14 protein-coding genes are annotated in these 14,128 nt (G+C 58.5%); 11 read left to right on the plus strand and 3 right to left on the minus strand.

Annotation, left to right across the window (positions count from 1 at the left end; all coding sequences use genetic code 11):
• The first annotated feature begins 88 nt into the window (after positions 1-88).
• Genes I2D83_RS14245 through I2D83_RS14265 form a run of 5 tightly spaced genes read left to right on the plus strand, consistent with a single transcriptional unit; the run spans position 89 to position 6,238 of the window.
• The gene (locus I2D83_RS14245) at positions 89-673 is read left to right on the plus strand and encodes a PFL_4703 family integrating conjugative element protein (RefSeq protein WP_205946756.1); all 585 of its coding nucleotides are present in this window, start codon (positions 89-91) and stop codon (positions 671-673) included.
• On the plus strand, positions 670-1,572 hold the full coding sequence (locus tag I2D83_RS14250; protein ID WP_205946757.1) for a TIGR03749 family integrating conjugative element protein: 903 nt from the start codon (positions 670-672) through the stop codon (positions 1,570-1,572). Before I2D83_RS14245 ends, I2D83_RS14250 begins: the two co-directional genes overlap by 4 nt.
• Complete coding sequence (locus I2D83_RS14255) at positions 1,562-2,968, plus strand: TIGR03752 family integrating conjugative element protein (protein ID WP_205946758.1); 1,407 nt, start codon at positions 1,562-1,564, stop codon at positions 2,966-2,968. Before I2D83_RS14250 ends, I2D83_RS14255 begins: the two co-directional genes overlap by 11 nt.
• Positions 2,949-3,386, plus strand: a complete 438-nt coding sequence (locus I2D83_RS14260) for a TIGR03751 family conjugal transfer lipoprotein (protein ID WP_205946759.1) — start codon at positions 2,949-2,951, stop codon at positions 3,384-3,386. The genes I2D83_RS14255 and I2D83_RS14260 overlap by 20 nt, the downstream gene beginning before the upstream one ends.
• Entirely contained in the window at positions 3,386-6,238 is a 2,853-nt protein-coding gene (locus tag I2D83_RS14265; RefSeq protein ID WP_205946760.1) for a conjugative transfer ATPase, read from the plus strand. The genes I2D83_RS14260 and I2D83_RS14265 overlap by 1 nt, the downstream gene beginning before the upstream one ends.
• Here the strand turns inward: I2D83_RS14265 and I2D83_RS14270 are convergent, their stop codons facing one another.
• A complete protein-coding gene (locus I2D83_RS14270) occupies positions 6,239-7,258 on the minus strand; it encodes a nucleotidyl transferase AbiEii/AbiGii toxin family protein (RefSeq protein ID WP_205946761.1) in 1,020 nt (339 codons plus the stop codon).
• Positions 7,251-7,862 carry a DUF6088 family protein gene (locus tag I2D83_RS14275; protein WP_121247311.1) on the minus strand — a complete coding sequence of 204 codons (612 nt, stop codon included), beginning with the start codon at positions 7,860-7,862 and terminating at the stop codon, positions 7,251-7,253. Before I2D83_RS14275 ends, I2D83_RS14270 begins: the two co-directional genes overlap by 8 nt.
• 98 nt (positions 7,863-7,960) lie before the next feature.
• Between I2D83_RS14275 and I2D83_RS14280 the strand changes: the two genes are divergently transcribed.
• The 6 genes from I2D83_RS14280 to I2D83_RS14305 all read left to right on the plus strand — a co-directional run bounded on the left by I2D83_RS14280 (position 7,961) and on the right by I2D83_RS14305 (position 13,591).
• Positions 7,961-8,800: a DsbA family protein gene (locus tag I2D83_RS14280; RefSeq protein ID WP_241007225.1), complete on the plus strand. Its 840-nt coding sequence runs from the start codon at positions 7,961-7,963 to the stop codon at positions 8,798-8,800.
• A gap of 139 nt (positions 8,801-8,939) precedes the next feature.
• Positions 8,940-9,374, plus strand: a complete 435-nt coding sequence (locus tag I2D83_RS14285; RefSeq protein ID WP_205946762.1) for a TIGR03757 family integrating conjugative element protein — start codon at positions 8,940-8,942, stop codon at positions 9,372-9,374.
• Positions 9,371-10,306 carry a TIGR03756 family integrating conjugative element protein gene (locus tag I2D83_RS14290; protein WP_205946763.1) on the plus strand — a complete coding sequence of 312 codons (936 nt, stop codon included), beginning with the start codon at positions 9,371-9,373 and terminating at the stop codon, positions 10,304-10,306. Before I2D83_RS14285 ends, I2D83_RS14290 begins: the two co-directional genes overlap by 4 nt.
• 7 nt (positions 10,307-10,313) lie before the next feature.
• Positions 10,314-11,714 carry an integrating conjugative element protein gene (locus I2D83_RS14295; protein WP_433915097.1) on the plus strand — a complete coding sequence of 467 codons (1,401 nt, stop codon included), beginning with the start codon at positions 10,314-10,316 and terminating at the stop codon, positions 11,712-11,714.
• The gene (locus I2D83_RS14300; protein ID WP_205946764.1) at positions 11,711-12,061 is read left to right on the plus strand and encodes a hypothetical protein; all 351 of its coding nucleotides are present in this window, start codon (positions 11,711-11,713) and stop codon (positions 12,059-12,061) included. Before I2D83_RS14295 ends, I2D83_RS14300 begins: the two co-directional genes overlap by 4 nt.
• A 12-nt stretch (positions 12,062-12,073) precedes the next feature.
• Positions 12,074-13,591 carry a conjugal transfer protein TraG N-terminal domain-containing protein gene (locus tag I2D83_RS14305; RefSeq protein WP_205948194.1) on the plus strand — a complete coding sequence of 506 codons (1,518 nt, stop codon included), beginning with the start codon at positions 12,074-12,076 and terminating at the stop codon, positions 13,589-13,591.
• A 13-nt stretch (positions 13,592-13,604) separates the two neighbouring features.
• Here I2D83_RS14305 and I2D83_RS14310 read toward each other — a convergent pair whose 3' ends face one another.
• The gene (locus tag I2D83_RS14310) at positions 13,605-13,979 is read right to left on the minus strand and encodes a DUF3742 family protein (protein WP_043988929.1); all 375 of its coding nucleotides are present in this window, start codon (positions 13,977-13,979) and stop codon (positions 13,605-13,607) included.
• Positions 13,980-14,128: the final 149 nt, after the last annotated feature.

Genomic DNA, 14,128 nt, shown 5'->3' on the forward strand with positions numbered 1-14,128 from the left:
GAGCCGGTTCAGAACGAAGTCACACATCTACAAGCGCACATCAAGACCCTTCGCATCGGTGCCAGCGCACTGCTGGTGGCACCTGGTCATGAGTGCCGGTTGGTGGAGCGCACCGCGCGATCTGACGATCCATGTCCCCCTGATCTGCGTTCGGGAGTTCCCGGGCCTGGTGGGAAGTGCCCCCGAATCGGTCTACGCCTTCACCTTCTACGTGTTCCAGCAACTCAACCGCTGGCCGACTAACGGAGAAGAGGACTACACGCGCAACCTCCATGCGTTATCACCGTATTTCACCCCGGCATGCCGTGCCTTTCTGCAGGCAGATTACGACTATCGCCGCAGCACGGGCGAACTGCGGCAACGTGTACGCGGCGTCTACGAAATTCCCGGTCGCGGCTATGGCGATAACCCTACAGCACGGGTGCGCGTGGTCTCTGACCGCGATTGGGTCGTCACACTCGACCTCAGCGCCGACGAGTACCACGGCCCGGAACAGGTCAAACGCGCTCTGGTGCGCTATCCAGTGAAAGTCACGCGTGCAGATATCGATCCAGCCCGTAACCCGTTCGGCCTCATGCTCGACTGCTATGACGGTGCCCCGCAGCGCATCGCAGCTTCGACACAGGAAGCCCCCAGTCGCGGCGGCCTGGGCACACAAGGAGAAACCCCATGAAACATCGTCGTCTCTGTCTCATCTGGCTGGGGCTGATGGCCTTGGTGCAGACTCCTGCGCTCCATGCCGTGGAAATCCTGCGCTGGGAGCGGCTGCCACTTGCCGTGCCACTTTATGTTGGGCAGGAACGCATTGTGTTCGTAGATCGCAATGTCCGTGTCGGCGTCCCGGCCAGCATCGGCGACCGTCTGCGTGTACAGAGCGCAGGTGGAGCCATCTACCTGCGTGCCAGCGAGCCTATCGACCCCACCCGATTGCAGTTGCAGGACGCCGACAGCGGTGCGCTGATCCTGCTCGACATTGCGGCCACTCCTGCCAAAGACGGCGAGTCAGCACTTGAGCCGATACGCATCGTTGAGGGTAATGCTACACCACTCCGCTATGGTCAGCCGCCAGACAACGCAACCCCAGCCCCCACGGCAGATCAGGCCAGACTGGCGCAACGTGAAACACCTGTGGCCGTGGTACTCACACGTTACGCCGCACAAAGCCTGTACGTACCATTACGCACCCTAGAGCCTGTACCCGGCATAATGCGCATCAGCCTGCGCCACGACCTGCCACTGGATACGCTGCTACCGACACTGCCTGTACAGGCAAAAGCGCTGGCCTCATGGCGATTGGAAGATCAGTGGGTCACTGCCGTGCGACTGACACATACAGGCAATGGCTGGGTTGAACTCGATCCACGCGTACTGCAAGGTGATTTCCTCACCGCCACTTTCCAGCATACGGCGCTCGGCCCACGCGGCTCCCCCGAAGACACCACGGTGCTGTATCTGGTTACCCGCAAGCACGGACTGCCGCAGTCGCTACTGCCTGCCATCCAGCGCTTTGATCCTGCCATGCACTTGCCTGCCACCACGCCCCCGACAACGGAGGTACATCATGCGCAGTAACGGTCTGTTGAAATGGCTGATGATCCCCGTCGCACTGCTGGTCCTGTTCGTTGGCATCCGCCTGTTCTCTGGTGGCGGCACACAGTCCTCTGCCACGGCAGAGACGAGCAGCCAGCTCACCCCGGAGGAAATGAAGGCATTGGGCATCGAAGGAGACACGCCACGCGATACTGTCGCGACGCTGGTGGCCCAGGTTCGGCAACTGCGCACTGAGCTACAAACCGCCACCACCGACAACGGGGCACAACGAGAAGAAAACCAGCGTCTGCGTCAACGTGAAAGTGCCATTGACCAGCGTATCAGTACCACACTGGAATCCGAGCGGGCCAGCCTGCGCCGCGACCAGGAGCAACTTAACAACGAGCGCCAACAGACTGAGGGCCTGCTGGCAGATTTGCAACGGCGGCTGGACAGTATCGGCAACGCCGGTCACGGCGACCTGCCAGTCGGCCTCGGCCTGCGAGACGGGGATGCTGAAGGATTCAGCGACGAGGCCACGATCCGCTGGGTGGAGCCTGACGATGCCAGACAGACTGATGGCCGTCATGGCAACGCTGCGCTGAACTTTCCGACACGTTTCGGGCCCGCCCAGAAGACACTGGACACCACGGTCGAAAGCGTCACCAGTACCCGTACAAACGCGACCGGAGCCAACCCCGCCAGGGCCGTCTACACGGTACCCACCAATTCAACACTGATGGGTTCAGTCGCGATGACAGCCTTGATTGGCCGCGTACCGATCGATGGCACCGTCAATGACCCCTATCCCTTCAAAGTCCTGGTCGGCCCCGACAACCTGACGGCCAACGGCATCGATATCCCTGATGTAGCTGGCGCTGTGTTCAGTGGCACCGCGTCCGGCGACTGGACGCTCTCATGCGTCAGGGGACAGGTACGCTCAATCACCTTCGTTTTCCACGACGGCACCATCCGCACCATTCCGGAAGACAGCGAACGCAGTCATCAGCAAAGCAATGACCAGAACGGTCTCGGGTGGATCAGTGACCCCTACGGTATCCCGTGCGTGTCCGGCGAGCGCCGCAGCAATGCCCAGCAGTATCTCGGTACACAGGCTTTGATCACCGCAGCAGGCGCAGGCGCGGCATCCTTCATCGATTCGGACAGCGGTCAGATGTCCTACGCCGGTGCCGACGGCTCCATCGGCACCGTGGGCATCAGCAGCAACGAGGCTGTGGGCCGCATTCTCGCCGGCGGCGTACGCGACATGTCTGACTGGGTCAACAAACTCTATGGCCAGGCCTTCGCAGCAGTCTATGTGAAGCCCGGCGCACACGTCGCCGTTCACCTCGAAAAACCGCTCGCCATTGACTACGACACCGAAGGCCGCAAGGTCGACCATCGTACAGGAGAAAGCCATGCGCTCGAACTGGACTAAACCGCTGGCAATCATGCTATCCGTGAGCGTATTGACCAGCTGCGCCACGAGCAAGGAAGACTTGTTACCCCATGGGGGTCGAACCATGCAGGACATCTGGCAGCAAGAGAGCGGCAATGGAGGCCGAGTGGGACAGATGGCCTATCGCCAACTGCTCGATGCCCGTCAGAGCCTGCGCCGTCCACTCAGCCATGCGGATGGGCAAGCTGCTCCTGCAGAACAGGCATACTACACGCGTACCGCCGCCAATGAAGTACGCAGCCAGTTTCAGCGACTGCCCAACCCCGACCTGCTGATGTACGTGTTCCCGCATCTGGCGGGGACAGACCCGGTTCCTGTACCGGGTTACACCACCATCTTCCCCCTCTACCAGCGTGTGCAATACGCAATGCCGGGCGAACGTACGGAGGACTACTGATGGTCTGGTCGCTTCCCTGGCGCAAGCCCACTGTGCCGACCAAAGGTGAACAGCCGGACGGCTGGCAGCGCCACATCGATACACTACAGCAGGCAGGCATTCCCGAACCCGGTACCACCAGCGTAAGGGGGAGCCGTCCCGCCACCCAGGCCGATGAGAAGGCCTTGTACGAGGTGGCCCCATCGTTTGTCGCGTTGCTGCCCTGGGTCGAATATTTGCCCGAATCACAAAGTATGCTGCTGGAGGATGGTGTCTCAGTCGCCGCCTTCTTTGAACTGACCCCGCTGGGTACAGAAGGCCGTGAGCCGGTCTGGCTGGCCCAGGCACGGGATGCGCTGGAAAACGCGCTGCAGGACAGCTTCGACGAGCTCGACGACAATCCCTGGGTACTGCAACTCTACGCTCAGGACGAGACCAACTTTGATCAGTATCTGCAGACCCTCAAGGGCTACATCCAGCCACGTGCGCAGCACTCACGCTTCACCGAATTCTATCTGCATTCGATGGCCCATCACCTGCGCGCAGTAGCAAAGCCGGGAGGCCTGTTCGAGGATACGACAGTCACGCGTCTGCCCTGGCGAGGGCAAACACGACGGGTACGCATGATCGTCTATCGCCGCACCGCAGGCAGCACGACCCGACGCGGCCAGACGCCCGAGCAGGCATTGAGTGTGGTCTGTGATCGCCTGAGCGGTGGTCTGGCCAACGCAGGCATCCGCGCACAGCGTCTGGATGCATCGCACATCCACAACTGGCTACTGCGCTGGTTCAACCCACATCCCACGCTGCTGGGCCACAGCGCCGAAGACCGCGAACGCTTCTACCAGTTGACCGCCTACCCGGACACCCACGACCTCGACGAAATCGAGCTGGTCTCCGGGTGCGATTTCAGCCAGAGGCTGTTCTTCGGCCAGCCACGTTCAGATACGGCCCGGGGCGAGTGGCACTTTGACGGCATGCCGCATCGGGTGATGACGACCGACCGCCTGCGCACACCGCCCAGTGTAGGTCATATGACAGGCGAGAATCGCAAAGGCGACGCCATCAACACCTTGTTCGACCAGATGCCGGAAGACACGATGATGTGCCTGACACTGGTTGCCACACCACAGGACGTACTCGAAACACACCTGAATCATCTGGCAAAGAAAGCCGTTGGCGAAACCCTGGCCTCCGAACAAACCCTGGCGGATGTGCAAGAGGCGCGCTCACTGATCGGCAGCGCCCACAAACTATACCGTGCCAGCCTGGCCTTTTACCTTCGTGGCAAGGATGAAGAAGAACTCGACAGCCGGGGACTGCAACTGGCCAACGTGATGCTGGGCGCAGGCCTGCAGCCGGTACGCGAAGAGGACGAGGTCGCGCCGCTCAACACCTATCTGCGCTGGCTACCGTGTATGTACAACCCGGCCCAGGACCGCAAACAGTGGTACACACAACTGATGTTCGCCCAGCATGTGGCCAACCTCTCACCGACCTGGGGACGTAGCCGGGGTACAGGTCACCCGGGGATCACTGTCTTCAATCGCGGTGGAGGCCTGATCACGTTTGACCCCTTCAACCGCCTGGATCGGCAGATGAATGCGCACCTTTTCCTGTTCGGCCCTACCGGGTCGGGCAAGAGCGCCACCCTCAACAACCTGCTCAATCAGGTCACCGCCATCTATCGTCCACGGATCTTCATTGTGGAGGCTGGCAATTCCTTCGGGCTGTTCTGCGAGTTCGCCCGGCGTTTGGGGCTGACTGTCAACCGTGTCAAGCTTGCTCCAGGTGCTGGCGTCAGTCTCGCACCGTTCGCCGATGCCCGCAGACTCATCGAAACCCCCAGTGATGTACAAACACTCGATGCCGATGAACTCGATGACGAGCCACAGCGCAAGGAAGCCGAGGCCGACGAACAGCGTGATGTGCTGGGCGAGCTGGAGATCACCGCACGTTTAATGATCACGGGGGGTGAAGACAAGGAAGAAGCCCGCATGACACGGGCTGACCGCTCTCTAATCCGCCAATGCATTCTGGACGCCGCTCAGCGCTGCGTCGCTGCCAGCCGTACCGTGCTGACCCGTGACGTGCGCGATGCACTACGTGAACGGGGTCATGACACGACGCTGCCGGAAATCCGGCGCGCTCGCCTGCTGGAGATGGCCGACGCGATGGATATGTTCTGCCAGGGCAGTGACGGAGAAATGTTCGACCGTGACGGAACGCCCTGGCCCGAGGCCGACATCACCCTGGTCGATCTGGCAACCTATGCACGCGAAGGCTACAACGCACAACTGTCGATCGCCTACATCTCGCTGATCAACACCGTCAACAACATCGCCGAGCGCGACCAGTTCCTGGGCCGCCCCATCCTCAACGTGACGGACGAAGGCCATATCATCACCAAAAACCCCTTGCTCTCGCCCTACGTCGTGAAGGTCACGAAAATGTGGCGCAAGCTGGGTGCGTGGTTTTGGCTCGCGACACAGAACATCGACGATCTGCCGAAGGCCGCAGAACCCATGCTCAACATGATCGAATGGTGGATTTGCCTGTCGATGCCACCCGACGAGGTGGAAAAAATCGCAAAGTTCAGGGAACTGACACCCGCGCAGAAAGCGCTGATGCTGTCCGCACGCAAAGAATCCGGCAAATTCACCGAAGGCGTCATCCTCTCCAAGAGCCTGGAAGTGCTATTTCGTGCCGTACCGCCCAGCCTCTATCTCGCCCTGGCACAGACCGAACCCGAGGAAAAAGCCGAACGCTACCAACTGATGCAGCAGTTCGGGATTGGGGAGTTGGATGCGGCGTTCAAAGTGGCCGACATGATTGATTATGCGCGTGGTATCACGCCCATGGCGCAAAGGTAATCAGCGGGGCTGATTGATCTGCCGCTCCAGGCGGGTCAACCGTTCAACAATGTCATCAAACGACAGGATCTCACCATAGAACATCTGGGCGTTCAGCATCGCCTGATAATCCTGTCTCAACGCATCAAGCAGCTCCACATCTGGGATCAGCCTCAGTTCTCCTGTCAGACAGCGATCGTAATGGCTGAAACTGCTGCGAAAGAAGGTTTCTTTGATGTTCAGCACATCCTGCAACAGCGCGACATCACCCAAAGCCTGACGACCGATATCATGGTCAGCAAGCCGCGCCAGATCGTACCAATGCCGCGACAGCCGTTCAGCACTGCCACGCAGTTCCGGGCGGTTGCATTCAACATGAATGAGCGTGGCCTTCTCCCAAAAGGTACGCATCGGCGACAGTACGGCAACTTGCGCCGTTGGAAATACCAATTCCGGCACATAGGCGGCAATGTCCGGCACGATGGTCAGCACATCCTGGGGAAAGGTCGCATTTCTGCCGCCGAACTCGATCAACACACTGGGCCGCAAATAGGGATCGGTGTTTTCCACCGCACTGGGGTAATAGAGCCTGAGCTCTTCTGCATTATCACTGATTTCAATCGTGATTTCGTGATTTGGAAGGCTCTGTCGCAATGCCGCACGCAGTGCCGGCACCAGTTCCCCGTTGACATGCGCTGCCAGGGTATCCCTGAGCATGTCAGACAGTTTGCGACGCTTGTTTCCGGACAGTGTGGCCAGCTCGGGCACATCCGACACCAGACTTTGATAATCAATGGTGACATCAATATCTTCGGAGAAACGCTCGATAGCCTGATACACCTTCGACAGAGACGTCCCTCCTTTGAAGGCCATCGGCTTGCAGCAGGGTAACGCAAAGAGTACGCCCAGTATCTGGCACAACCAGATGTCTTTCTCCAGAATTTCGGCGCGACGCCCCAGTCCCGGAGCCAGACCATTCAATAGTTCGGCCTGCTCAACGGGCGTCAAATCAAAATAGGATACAACTGACGTATCAGACATACTTTTCCTCGCTGCGTTCATAGCCACTCAATGCGTCCAGCATCCATGCAGGCATCGACGCCTTGGCAGAACACAGAGCCTGAAATTCAGCAGGTGCCAACTTTTGTGCGATCCGTCGAAATGTACCGGACGTGACCTGATGACGCCCCAGATACCAGAGCGCCGACAGCGCCTGACCTGCGGGTCGGCCGGCCAATACCAGTTTGCGTGAGGCAACATGTTGCAATCGGACCGTCATTTTTCCTAGCCGGACTGCCCGGGACGAACCACTGGTATAGAACACCGCCTGCGCAGGCATCTGCGTAGAGAAGCCAAAACGCCGTGCGGCCTCGGCACCATGGATCTCAATCGTCGCCCCTTCCGCATCAGCCAGTGTATGTGCTATCTGCTCAGGTGCGGGCAACGTCTTGATGCCAAAGCGACCCACTTTGGGTACGACATACAAACCATGGCCGATGCGCTCAATACTGCCAGCCTTGTTAAGCCGCATCAGCGCCTGATCAATAGCCGCACGCGACCCCAACCCGGCAAAAAGAGCAGGCGTGAAAGGCTCGCCTGCCAACTGGGCAGCGATACGTTCTCGAATGGCTTGGGATGTACTCATGACAGCCTCCTTTTGTTAGATATTCTATAAAAAAATCTAACACGTCGCAATGCTGCAAAGCTCCCCTAAAAAGACACCATCATCCATGGCGGGAAAGCGTGTTCGCAGATACCGGATTGTTGCTCTACACCACCATCCAGTCATGTTCGACTCAGCTATCGGCCACCGTCCCTATCCATCCCGGAGCTACCGTAAAAATGACCACCATTTTTCAGATCGAAACACTTCGCCGTCTGGCATGGCCCACGACCATAGTGATACTCACCATCCTGATACTGCTGATCTGGCGTATCTATGCTCCATTGTCTCAGGGACCTTCGCATCCAATAAGTGGCCGTGTAAACTCGCCACCCGCCCCATCCGTTTCTCAATGGCATCAAGGCGCAGCGAATGCCCGTTTCACCCTGATCCTGTACGCGGATCTGGAGTGCCCCTACTGCAAGGATTACTACCCTGAGTTGACACACTGGATCGCGCAGCAACACGATATTCGTTTGCAATGGCATCACCTGATCCTGAGTTCGCATGAACCTGCAGCATCGCACCAGGCCAGCATGGCAGAGTGCGCCGGCAAAAGCGGTGGTCATGATGCCTACTGGCAGATGATTACCTGGATCTACCAGCACACCCGAGGCAACGGCGAGGGACTGCCACCGAATACCACACCTCCCGGATTGAATCAGGCGATGCGGTCCTGCATGGATAGCGAATGGCCCCACAGCTTGATCCGCCGTCAGGTCGAACAGGCACACCAGGAAGGCGTACAGGCTACCCCATCACTGCGGCTGATCGACCAGCAGACCAACCGCGCCATGTTACTGACAGGTCCTGTACAGGGGGATGCTTTGCTATCGGCGCTGGATCTGCTCTCCGCCCCACAAACCTCGGATAAGGAGCCCAAATTGCCTGCTGACATCATTGACCACACGCCCAGGTAGTCTGTGGCCTTCAGAGCAGAGGGATTCGATACTTTTTTACGCTCTCTAAAACAGGGGATCACCATGTCCTGATTGTTTGTCGCTTCCTGAGGCCAGTTGGAGTGGACTACCACCATGATCAATTTCATGGTGCTCCACTATGCTGGCTCCCGCTTCAATCTCTTCATTCTGGTGGCATACGCTTGCCATCGTCATGCTGACTGCCCTGTTGAGCCCACTGGCACAGGCCGCAGATGTAGTTGTCGTCAGCGACACACGACACCCGGTTCAGAACCTGGGCAATACCCGGCTCATCGAACTGGATAGCCCCTCACGCATTGAGGCCGAACTGGCAGCCAACCTCCCCCAAGACCCGGCACGCGCCGCAGTCATCGTGCAACAACGCCTGAGAGAAGGCGGCACAGCGCTGCAGCAACGCATCAACGAGGCCTATCAGGATGTTGTCGATGCCTGGAGCCTGGGCATTACCACCCTTCCGGCCGTCATCGTCGATCAACGCTATGTGGTTTATGGTGAACCTGACGTCGCCAAAGCAGTGGCGCGTATCAACACATACAGGAGGACTCAGCCATGAGACTCCCCCGCCGTCTGCGCGTCAGTCTTGCCACCGTTTTGCTCACGGCAGCCAGTTCCTCGTTTGCCCTCAACACCGCTGCCATCATCTCCTCATCATTATCCCCTGATTGCCTGGAATACCGGGTCACCGGGATCTGCTACTGGCTGCTTTGCACCAAATTCGGATGTACGGTTCGTACCTCCGTCAAAGTCAGACACTACGTCCCCGACGCCGTAGTGTCGAGCTACGCTAACACCGGGGAGAACCCATGGCTTGAAGTACGCGCCATGAGCCAAACCAACACCACGGCCCGGAGCGGTGGTGACGGCACCAGCAACCATGGCAGCGAGAACAACCTATCCAGGTTCCGTAACGCAGACGTGATCGGCCACCCCGGCGGCCAGGTATTCAGTCAGTTTGCATCATCATCAGGCACCATCTGCGATGGTGCTGGCACCGCCTTCATGCCGTACCTGTTGAGCACACTCGATACCATCGCGTGGCGCTACAACATCCCTGAATCGGTGTACCCCGAGGCGCTGATCCCCGGTATGCGCGAGATCGGCGCACGCACCGCACTGAACCTGTGGGGCAACGTCTATCCACGCGGCGGTTTCCTGCATCAGGTGGACAGCTACAAGGCCAGCGCCGTGGTCGCCCAGCGGGCGGGCGATATCGTGACCCGCAGAGGGCAACTGCACGTATACCAACCCCTGCTCGCCAACGCACGCGACGGTTACTGGCCGGCAGGCGCACTGATGGAAAGCGATGCTGCAACCGGAAAATGGCAAGAATTGGCCCCTCGTTCCTCCTCTTCCTGCACGGTCTTCCCACACAACGGAACACACACTCAGGCACAGCAAGACAACTACGCCTGGGCACTCTGGCGACCTTATAGCTGCTGCCAGCGACGCGGCCAGACCTTTCTTGGCAGCGTAGATTTCAACTGAGGACATAATGATGAAACGTCTCGACCCGAAAGCGTTTTCAATTCTTGTGCCGCGCCTGTGGCAACCCACGCTATGGGTTGCTGCACTGACGCTAAGCAGTGGTCTGGCTCTGGCACAGGACGGAGGCTTCCAGAACAGCGGAGCCGTCATTGGTGATGAAGTGATGTACTCCATCGGCGGCGGTAACGCCGTATCAATGAGCGGTGCGGTCGGCATGCGCTCGATTGGTGTCGGTGTAGGCTGGAACAGCAACCTGATCTGCGGTGACATGAACATCAGTACCACCATCCAGAATCAGCTCAATGGGCTGACCAACGGCTTTCAGAACATCATGGGTAACGTGATCCAGAGCGCCACCAGCGCCGTCGCCTCGTTGCCCGCACTGATCATCCAGCGGGCCGATCCGGGCCTCTATAACCTGCTGACCAATGGCGTTCTGCAAGCCCGACTCGACTTTGATCGCTCCAAACTCACCTGCCGAGCGATGGCTGAAAAAATGGCAGACACCGCAGGCGGCCAGCTCGGCTGGAGCCAGATCGCCGAAGGCATGGCGCTGCGTCAGGCCGTCGGCAGCAGCGACGCTGTTTCAGCCATTGAACAGGCCGAAAAAAACCGGGGTAACGACGGCGTACCGTGGGTGGGTGGCAGCAATGCCGGTGGTGCAGGTCAGCGCTCAATCAAGGTCGTCGGTGACGTGACCCGAGCAGGCTACAATCTGGTCAATGGCCGTGGGGTAACCGACACCGCCCCCATCGACCCGGCAAATTGCCAAAGCCTGTCCTGCCAGACGTGGGCATCCCCTCAACAAGCCATCGACTTTGCCACGCGTGTGCTGGGCGAACAGGAACAACGCACCTGCGAAGGCTGCACCAAGACTGAGACCTTGCCTGGCGTCGGATTGACCCCGGTCATTCAGGACGAATACGACACCAAACTGGAAGCGCTGCAAGAACTGGTCAGTGGAGCACGCAACACCACGTTCGAGAACCTTCGCAAGGCTGGCAGTACCTCACTGCCCATCACCCGTGGCGTGATCGAGGCACTGCGTGACGAACCTGATCAAGACATCCTTGCCCGACGTCTGGCCTCCGAAGTCGCACTGGCATCGGTACTGGAAAAAGCCCTGCTGCTGCAACGTACGCTACTGACCGGCAGGAAAGAGCCAAACGTCGCCGCCAACCAATTGGCAGTCGCCGCCGTCGATCAGGAAAGCAACACGCTTGACCGCGAGATCCTCAATCTCAAAACCGAGCTTGAACTACGCCGCGAACTCGCCAACAACTCGCCGATGGCCATCATCCAGCGCCACAGCGCACGCGCGGCAGGCTCACGCGGCATTTATGAAGGTGATCCCGTACCTAACCGTCTTGACCAGTTGCAACGCCCCAACCCCGGAGGCACGCCATGAGTCTTGCCTGGTTGCGATCACACCGTCTGTTCCGTTGGCATACCGTCAGAGTCCTCCTGTGGACAGTGGCGTTGCTGATCATCACCGTCACAGCCAACGTCCTGGGCATCTACTTCGCTGGCAGCATCGCTGGCTGGGAACACTGGCTGGCCGATGCGGCCAGCTATTTCCTGTTGTGGCGCGTGTGCCTGTACGGTGCCACCGTTTATGGCTGGCTGTGGATGCGCCGCCGCCTGCTCCTGCGCGATACCCGCTCCGACGCCCGGCGCAGGCTCATTCGCGCCGAGATTTCCGGTATCGCCGCACTGCTGGTACTGGAATTCAGCCTGTTGGTACAGGACGTATAGGGAAGTATGACCATGACGCTTTTCACTACCGATTATCTGGAGTATTACCTGACCCTGGTGAGCTGGGTCGTCCACAACGGTATTTGGGCTGTACTGGTTGCCAGCGGCGTGTTCGTCCTCCCCTTCGTGGCCATCATCATCGACGAGTGGCTGAGATCCCGTACTGAAGGTGCCGACGAAGGCAACAAGGGCGTACTGTCTTCAATGCGCATTGAAAATCGGGTATGGGTGGCGATCGTGGTGGTGATGTTCGCCGGTATTCCGTTCATTGATGTTGACCTCAACACGATCAGGTACGATCAGGCGCGTTCGGCACAGTGCCAGATCAGCGTGCCCCAGCCCGAAGACACGGGCTGGTCGCAATCATTCAGCACCCTCAACAACCAGAGTGCAAAAGTGCCAGTCTGGTGGGCCTTCATGCATACGCTCTCACGCGCGATCACGGGTGCCTCGGTGGCGGCTATCCCATGCGGCACCGACCTGCGACAAATGCGGATGGAGATCAATGCCACCCGGATTGACAATCCCCTACTGGCTCAGGAAGTCGCAGACTTTACCCACGACTGCTACGGCCCTGCACGCGCCAAACTGTTCATGAGCCGTCCTGATCTTGATGAAGCACAAATGCACGACGTGACCTGGATCGGCTCGACCTATTTTGTCAGCACCGGCGGCTTCTATGACACCTACCGCGCCAAGACACCACGTGAGGGCTGGGCTTACGACAGCAATCGTGACGCTGGACTGGCTCAGGTGCCAAGCGGTGCGGGCTACCCAAGTTGCCGACAGTGGTGGAACGATGGTGGCAACGGCTTGCGCGCACGCCTGCTGGCACAGGTCGACCCCAGCCTACTCAGCCGCATCGACAACTGGGCGGGATTCATCAGCCGTGCAGAGGTGGATGACTCCGTCATCAGGGCGCTTGCATCTCCCCGCCAGCAAAAACTCAACCAAGGCAGCGTCTACACCGATTATGGCGGTCAAATCGACAAAACCTTACCGAATATCGTCACACGTGCTGCAGGCGACATCGGCATGACCATTGGAGGGATCGCCGCATTCCCGGCATTGGACGTCGTACGCCAGGCACTGCCGATGGTGCTTGCACTACTGAAGATGGCACTGGTGATCTGTATCCCTCTGGTGCTCCTGGTCGGCACATACGACCTGAAGACCGTTGTCACGCTCAGCATCGTGCAATTTGCGCTGTTCTTTGTGGATTTCTGGTTCCAGCTCGCACGCTGGCTCGACAGTACGATCCTCGATGCGCTTTACGGATGGGGATGGGGCTGGAATCGGCCACACAACAATGTTGATCCGCTTGTAGGCATGCACAATACCTTCGGCGACATGTTGCTGAACTTCGTTATGGGCTCGATGTTCATTGTGCTCCCAGCATTCTGGGTCGGTGCGCTGGCCTGGGCGGGCATTCGGGCGGGGACAATCGCAAATAGTTTTTCAGCGGGCACAAAGGATGCTGGTAATGCTGGCGGAAAGGGGGCTGGTACAGTCTCCAAAAAACTCAGGTAGGATTTAAGCCGGATCAATCACCATCGCGATACATCTCGTGAGATGTATCGTTGTGCAGATTAGGATCGTACCCTGGCATTTCTCGAAGCTCATCCAACGTAGCAGGGAAGCCTAATTCGAAATCATCTTCTGACGTACTTTGTCCAACAGCCCAACCAGTAACAACAGCAAACACAATCAACAATGCCAACCAAAAGACGAAATACGCCAGTACGCCAAGCACAATCAGTTTGATTGCCCACAAAAACACAAAGGCAACAAACTGTGGCACATCCTTGGATACCAACCAGTTCGATACTTTGCGTTCACAACGCACGTAACCACGCCAGCCTCTGCCGAGCCAACGGCCAAAGCGTTCCGCAATACTGTTATGGCTCGTGCTATTCATGGTCATCATTTATCTGCGTTACCCGTTTGTGCCGAAAGTTCACCTTACTGCAATTGATACGCGATGTTGTTACGGAAATCATCTTGTCTACTTAGCTTAGAGCAGAAATACCATACATCAAATATCTAGCTTTTGGGGGAGGAGAACAC

The sequence above is a fragment of the Pectobacterium aroidearum genome (assembly GCF_015689195.1).
Classification (GTDB): domain Bacteria; phylum Pseudomonadota; class Gammaproteobacteria; order Enterobacterales; family Enterobacteriaceae; genus Pectobacterium; species Pectobacterium aroidearum.

Excerpts from the sequence above, each read along its gene's own strand:
- I2D83_RS14310 (WP_043988929.1), bottom strand. The coding sequence starts at position 13,979 with ATGAATAGCACGAGCCATAACAGTATTGCGGAACGCTTTGGCCGTTGG.
- I2D83_RS14270 (WP_205946761.1), bottom strand. The coding sequence starts at position 7,258 with ATGTCTGATACGTCAGTTGTATCCTATTTTGATTTGACGCCCGTTGAG.
- I2D83_RS14275 (WP_121247311.1), bottom strand. The coding sequence starts at position 7,862 with ATGAGTACATCCCAAGCCATTCGAGAACGTATCGCTGCCCAGTTGGCA.
- I2D83_RS14300 (WP_205946764.1), top strand. The coding sequence starts at position 11,711 with ATGAGTCTTGCCTGGTTGCGATCACACCGTCTGTTCCGTTGGCATACC.
- I2D83_RS14250 (WP_205946757.1), top strand. The coding sequence starts at position 670 with ATGAAACATCGTCGTCTCTGTCTCATCTGGCTGGGGCTGATGGCCTTG.
- I2D83_RS14265 (WP_205946760.1), top strand. The coding sequence starts at position 3,386 with ATGGTCTGGTCGCTTCCCTGGCGCAAGCCCACTGTGCCGACCAAAGGT.
- I2D83_RS14290 (WP_205946763.1), top strand. The coding sequence starts at position 9,371 with ATGAGACTCCCCCGCCGTCTGCGCGTCAGTCTTGCCACCGTTTTGCTC.
- I2D83_RS14285 (WP_205946762.1), top strand. The coding sequence starts at position 8,940 with ATGCTGGCTCCCGCTTCAATCTCTTCATTCTGGTGGCATACGCTTGCC.
- I2D83_RS14245 (WP_205946756.1), top strand. The coding sequence starts at position 89 with ATGAGTGCCGGTTGGTGGAGCGCACCGCGCGATCTGACGATCCATGTC.
- I2D83_RS14295 (WP_433915097.1), top strand. The coding sequence starts at position 10,314 with ATGATGAAACGTCTCGACCCGAAAGCGTTTTCAATTCTTGTGCCGCGC.
- I2D83_RS14255 (WP_205946758.1), top strand. The coding sequence starts at position 1,562 with ATGCGCAGTAACGGTCTGTTGAAATGGCTGATGATCCCCGTCGCACTG.
- I2D83_RS14260 (WP_205946759.1), top strand. The coding sequence starts at position 2,949 with ATGCGCTCGAACTGGACTAAACCGCTGGCAATCATGCTATCCGTGAGC.
- I2D83_RS14305 (WP_205948194.1), top strand. The coding sequence starts at position 12,074 with ATGACGCTTTTCACTACCGATTATCTGGAGTATTACCTGACCCTGGTG.